The following is a 6,424-nucleotide window of genomic DNA, read 5'->3' on the forward strand; positions in this document are numbered from 1 at the left end:
AGAAAAGAGCCCTCATCTACGAAAAACTATACAAGAAATATCTTGAACTGGCAAAACTTGCTGAAACCATTAACTAAGTATATAAACCAATTAATTTATTTAAACCATGAAAATCAAATTTTTTATCTTAGCAGCCTTATGTATGGCAACTATAAGCATTTACGCTCAAAATTTTAATGGACTTGACATGAATATGGGTAATTTATATCGCTTATCCAATGCCAAGACACGTTCCATCAGCCCTGAAAACTTTACAGGTGAGAAAGGTAAAGGTGGTATGGCTGATCCAATTACAGATAAAGAAAAAATAAATCAAGCTAATGCACATCATGCAGCTAAAACTTTAGGGCAAGGCTGGAAAGTCAATCCTTATGTAAACATTGGCCCTAACGAAACTTTTACTTTAGCAGAAATCGAAGGCCCTGGTTCTATACAACAAATTTGGATGACACCAACAGGTGAATGGAGAAAAACAATTATTCGCTTTTATTGGGATGATGAAAAAGAACCTTCTGTAGAGTGCCCTATAGGTGATTTTTTCTGCAGTGGTTGGGGACTATATTCTCCATTAAGTTCATTAGCAGTTTGTGTAAACCCTGGTAGTGCGTTCAATTGTTATTGGCAAATGCCTTTCCGCAAAAAATGTAAAATTACAATGGAAAACATTGACCCCAATAATGAAATGAGAGTTTATTACCAAATAAACTACACTTTAACAGAAGTTCCTGAGGATGCAGCTTATTTTCATGCACAATTCCGTCGCTCAAATCCTAATATAAATTCTGACCATGTATTGGTTGATGGTATTAAAGGTAAAGGACAATACGTTGGTACATATATTGCTTGGCAAGTGAATAATAACGGTTGGTGGGGTGAAGGTGAAATTAAATTCTTCATGGATGGTGATAAGAAATTTCCGACAATCTGCGGTACTGGTACAGAAGATTACTTTTGCGGATCTTACAACTTTGAAAATAAAACGACGCATCAATATGAAGAATTCACTACTCCTTATGCAGGATTACATCAGATTATTCGCCCAGATGGAGTTTATCGTTCACAACAACGTTTTGGCATGTATCGTTGGCACATACTTGATCCAATCCGTTTTGAAAAGGATTTAAAAGTTACAATTCAAGATCTTGGATGGCGTAACGACGGCCGATATCTCGATCAGAAATCAGACATTTCTTCTGTTGTATTTTGGTATCAAACTGAACCACATGCTAAATTTCCAACATTACCTTCAGTAGACGATCTAGAAATTGTACGACCTTTTTAAAATACTCTGAGAAATATATAATTATTTATCTAAACATTTTATCACTTTGAATCTATGCTAAATTTTTATCAAAAAAGGACTTTGTCCAATACAATTCGACTAATGACAATATTATATATGTTATGCATATGTCAATTAGCTATTGCACAAACCAAAAACTTCCAAGGTGTCGTAAAAGATGCAAAAGGCAACACATTACCAGGAGTTACAATATTGGAAACTGGCACCAGTAATGGAGTTTCAACAAATATTGACGGAATATTTGAGATAAAATTAAGACCTGGCAGTACATTAACAGTAAGTTATATTGGATACATTACTCGCACCATTCCAACTAACGATAAAACTACTTTTTTAAACATCATTCTTGAAGAAGATGTATTTCAGCTTGATGATGTGGTAGTGGTAGGTTATGGTTCCATGAAAAAAGGTGAAGTAACCAGTGCTATTACATCAGTAAAAAAAGACGATTTTCTTGCCGGGATGGTAAAAAGTCCCGAACAACTCCTTCAAGGAAAAGTAGCAGGTCTTCAACTTTCAAATTATACTGGTGATCCTGTATTAGGACTCGAAATGACTATTCGAGGTGTTAATTCATTATCTGGTAATACTAGTCCATTGATCGTTATTGACGGAATTCCAGGTGGTAGTTTAACAGCTATTTCAAGTGAAGACATAGAATCTATAGATGTGCTAAAAGATGGTTCTGCAGCTGCTATTTATGGTACTCGTGGTACAAATGGTGTCATTGTAATTACTACCAATCGTGCTAAAGCGACTAAACTTTCCATGGAGTATAATGGATCTATCTCATTTGAAACATTTGCAAAACATGCTGATATGTTAACAGCCAATGATTATCGTAGATTAACAGATGATCCTGATTTTCCAGGTATTCAAGATGAGGGAACTACCACTGATTGGGTGGACGCTATTAGTCGTACAGCTATCAGCCACAATCATTTTCTTTCTTTGAAAGGTGGTAGCGCTGAATCCAATTACGTAGCTTCCATAGATTATCGCAAACGTGAAGGTGTCATTCGTCATACAGATCGTGAATCTATTACAGCTAAAATAGGTCTAAATCATAATATGTTCAATAATAAATTACGCTTTCAATTCAATATCAATGATAGTTATGTCACCCAACAACGTGCATGGTATGCAGCCTATTTAAATGCTTTATTAGAAAATCCTACCCGCCCTATCTATGATGAAAATGGAAATTATACGGAATATAAAGTAAATCTTAAACCTTATAATCCGGTTGCCATGATTAATGAAGAATATGATGTAGAAGGATACAATCAATTAATGATGAGCGGGAAAATAACTTTATCACCAATTGAAGGTCTTAATCTAAGTGTGATGGGAGCTATGCAACGTTTTGATCGCATGGAGAATAAAAGCAATACATTTAAACATATGACTACTGTGGTAAACGGAGATTATGGTAATGTTTGGAATTGGGCTGATAATACAATGCAAAAGAATTTAGAATTGGTAGGTGATTATACCAAATCATTAGGTTTACACAATCTAGGTGCCATGATAGGTTATAGTTACCAAGATGATGATGCTAAAGGTATATATCAATGGGCAAAAGATTTTCCAACAGATATGTTTGGACCTTGGAATATTGGTTCTATGAATGATATGAAGGATAATAAGGCAGCTATGACCAGTTATAGAAATACTCATAAACTAATTTCATTTTTTGGTCGATTGACTTATAATTACAATGAAAAGTATATGTTTATGGCCAGTTTACGCCGTGAAGGTTCATCACGCTTTGGAGATAACCATAAATGGGGTTGGTTTCCTGCTATATCAGCAGGATGGCGCATTAGCAAAGAGAATTTTATGCAAGATATCCAATGGTTAGATGACTTAAAAGTTCGCATAGGTTATGGCGTTACAGGTAATGAAGTCACATCTAATTTACTATCCATGTATTTGTTAAATTATGGTGGATATGCATATATTAATGGAAAATGGACACAAGGTGCAGGTCCATACCAAAATCCTAATCCCGATTTAAAATGGGAAACGAAGAGTGAGTTAAATTTGGGACTTGATTTTTCATTCCTAAAAAATAGACTTTCTGGTTCTATTGATATTTATCACCGTGAAACTTCAGATCTACTTTCTACCTATGAAGTACCAACTCCACCTTACATTGTATCAAGTATGATGGCAAATGTTGGAAAAATTAGAAATCAAGGCATCGAATTGTTATTAAGTGGTACTCCTATTAAAACACGCGATTTACGTTTTGACATTACAGGAACATTTTCCTATAACAAAAATAAAATCATTTCTTTATCAAATGGACTTTATCAAAAAGATTATTGGTATGAAGGAGCTACCGGTTCACCAATTCAAACCCATACTCACATAGTAAGAGAAGGTGATCCCGTTGGTAATTTCCATGGTTTCCAGACTCATAGTCTTACATCTGATGGTTTATGGATGGTATATGGTGCTGATGGTCAACCCAAATTATTGACTGATGCTGATGATGGCGACAAAAAAGTTATTGGTAATGGTATTCCAACAACTTATGGAAGTCTAAATTTAGCATTAAGCTATAAAGGTTTCGACGTATCTGTTATGTTCCGCGGTGCATTCAATTTTCAAGTCTTGAACCGCCAACGTATGCATTGGGAAACAACCTCACGTATTGGAGAAGGCAATCTACCTCGCTCAGTATTGGAAAAACCATTTGGTAGTAATTCATATGTAAAAGGTGCTCCTGCTATGCAAAGTTATTATGTAGAAGATGGTGATTATGTAAAATTGGATAATATAAGTGTTGGCTATACATTTAATCTTAAAAAACAAAAAGTCATTCAACGTCTTCGTCTATATGTAGCAGGCAATAATTTACTCACAATGACTGGTTATAAAGGACTAGATCCAGAAGTTAGTATTAAAGGACTTGCTCCTGGTGTTGAAGGATCTGGTGCAGGCGAGTTATATCCCACTACACGTCAGTTCACTGTTGGCTTAAATCTTTTATTTTAACCTTAAAAAATTACAGCAATGTTCAAAAAACAATATATTACTGGTGCATTTTTAGCTGTTATCTCTTTATTCAGTTCTTGTACCAATTTGGATGAAGAAATTTTTAGTAGCATCCCTGAAAAAGACTTTTATAAAACTGAATCTGAATTCTTGGCAGCCATGGTTCCCATATATTCCAGTATGCGTACCTTAACAGAACATTCAAACTGGTGGGATTTAGAAGAAACTACCGATGTTTGTGTTACTCCAGTTAAAAATCATGGCTTATGGTATGATGGAGGTATTTATATTCGCTTACACCAACATTCTTGGATGGAAGAAGATGCACATCTAAACAATATATGGAATGCATTATATTCAGGTGTCTCAAGTGCTAATAGAGTTCTTTACCAATTTGAAAATTCAACAATAGAAATGAATGGTAAAGAAAATTATATTGCAGAATTAAAAGTAGCTCGCGCATTTTATTATTACTTACTACTAGAAGCTTTTGGTAATGTTCCCATTATTGATCGATTTGATGTTCCTGATGGTTATTTACCAGCAACAGAGCCACGGTCTAAAGTTTTTGAATTCGTTGAGTCGGAATTAAAAAATAATATCAATAACTTAAGTGAAGATGTCTTAAACACCTATGGACGTTTTAATAAATGGAACGCAAAAATGCTTTTGGCACGTCTATATTTGAATGCTGAAGCATGGATAGGAACTCCCATGTATAATGAATGTGAAAATTTATGCAATGAAATTATTGCTACTAATAAATATAGACTAGACGGAGATTATTCACTCCCATTTTCTACAAATAACGAATTGAGTAATGAAACAATGTTTGTAATTCCATTCGATGAAACCAAATCAGGTGGTCAAATTTATATGTGGGCACGCAAAACTTTACACTATTCTCAAATGCAAACTTTCAACCTCCAAGCCACTTGGCTTGATGGTGGGTGCGTCGGAGTTCCTACTTTCTTTGATAACTATATAGAAGGTGATAAGCGTTTAGAAAAAACATGGCGCATGGGACAACAATATGCACTTGATGGTACTCCATTATGGACAAATGGTTGGTGCGGAGACCCACAAATGCTGCTCAGTTATACCAAAGATGTTACTAATATTAGTGGAGATGCTACCATGTATCAAGGGTATCGTTTTGGCAAATATGAAATCAAAATAGGTGCAACAGGTACTCCTGATAATGATTATGTCATTATGAGATATGCCGAAGTATTAATGATGAAAGCTGAATGTATACTCCGTACAGGAGGTAGCTCACAAGAAGCTGCCGAATTAGTAAATGAAGTACGTAGAAGAAACTTCGATACAACCAATGAATTAACCGGTTCAGAATTAGAAGCTACCACAATTTGTAATGGAGTTCCAGTAAAATATGGTCGTTTTCTTCAAGAACTTGGTGTAGAATTTGCATTAGAAGGCTTACGTCGAAGTCAACTTATTCGTTTTGATAATAATTTCACAAAAGGTACTTGGTGGGAACACCAGCCTACTAATGATACAAAACGTAATCTCATGCTAATACCATTTGATCAGCTACAACGTAATTCTAATTTAGTACAAAACCCTAAATAATACTATCATATTTCAAGCGGAATTTGAAAAATGTAAATTCCGCTTGTATTTTCTAACTAAATATATTATTATAAAAATGAGAAAACTTTTTATTATATGTGCCCTCCTATTCTGCCTTGGTACCGCTTCAGCCCAGCAGAAGTTCTCTGTGGCATCTCCCGACGGGAAGCTGAAGCTTGTGTTGGACATAGCACCTGAGAAAGTGGCCTACAGCGTGAAATACGGGAAACAGCAGCTGCTGGAGGACTCAAGGCTGGGATTCGAGTTCGACAGCGGAGAGTTCGGGGCAGGGCTCAAGGCGGGAAAGGTACAAAGGAGGAAAATAGACGAGGCCTACGAGCTGGTAGTGGGGAAGGTCCGCAGAGCGAGGAACTACTGCAACGAGATGACAGTGCCCCTGGTGGAAAGGAATGGAAAGGAGAGAACAGTGAACCTAGTTGTAAGAGCATTCGATGACGGGATAGCATTCAGATATGAATTTCCGGAACAGAAAGCATGGGATTCATACGTGATGTATGATGA

The 6,424-nt window shown here is 35.8% G+C and carries 4 protein-coding genes; all 4 read left to right on the forward strand.

Translation table 11 applies throughout. From position 1 onward, the window contains the following. Positions 1-106: 106 nt before the first annotated feature. Positions 107-1,282, forward strand: coding sequence for a glycoside hydrolase family 172 protein (locus tag ABUA47_RS22075; RefSeq protein ID WP_005824687.1), 1,176 nt, complete (start codon positions 107-109; stop codon positions 1,280-1,282). A gap of 102 nt (positions 1,283-1,384) precedes the next feature. Continuing rightward, positions 1,385-4,309 carry a SusC/RagA family TonB-linked outer membrane protein gene (locus ABUA47_RS22080; protein WP_229031968.1) on the forward strand — a complete coding sequence of 975 codons (2,925 nt, stop codon included), beginning with the start codon at positions 1,385-1,387 and terminating at the stop codon, positions 4,307-4,309. 18 nt (positions 4,310-4,327) lie between these two features. Further along, on the forward strand, positions 4,328-5,902 hold the full coding sequence (locus ABUA47_RS22085; protein ID WP_005824689.1) for a RagB/SusD family nutrient uptake outer membrane protein: 1,575 nt from the start codon (positions 4,328-4,330) through the stop codon (positions 5,900-5,902). Between the two features lie 76 nt (positions 5,903-5,978). Then, a partial coding sequence (locus ABUA47_RS22090) for a glycoside hydrolase family 97 N-terminal domain-containing protein (protein WP_229126679.1) occupies positions 5,979-6,424 on the forward strand: 446 nt, incomplete at its 3' end.

Source organism: Bacteroides sp. RTP31139st1_H2_RTP31139_211217, assembly GCF_040227615.1.
GTDB classification, from domain to species: Bacteria; Bacteroidota; Bacteroidia; order Bacteroidales; family Bacteroidaceae; genus Bacteroides; species Bacteroides uniformis.

What these genes read in the sequence shown, in the direction of transcription:
- ABUA47_RS22075 (WP_005824687.1), top strand. Translation starts at nt 107, where the DNA reads ATGAAAATCAAATTTTTTATCTTAGCAGCCTTATGTATGGCAACTATA.
- ABUA47_RS22080 (WP_229031968.1), top strand. Translation starts at nt 1,385, where the DNA reads ATGACAATATTATATATGTTATGCATATGTCAATTAGCTATTGCACAA.
- ABUA47_RS22085 (WP_005824689.1), top strand. Translation starts at nt 4,328, where the DNA reads ATGTTCAAAAAACAATATATTACTGGTGCATTTTTAGCTGTTATCTCT.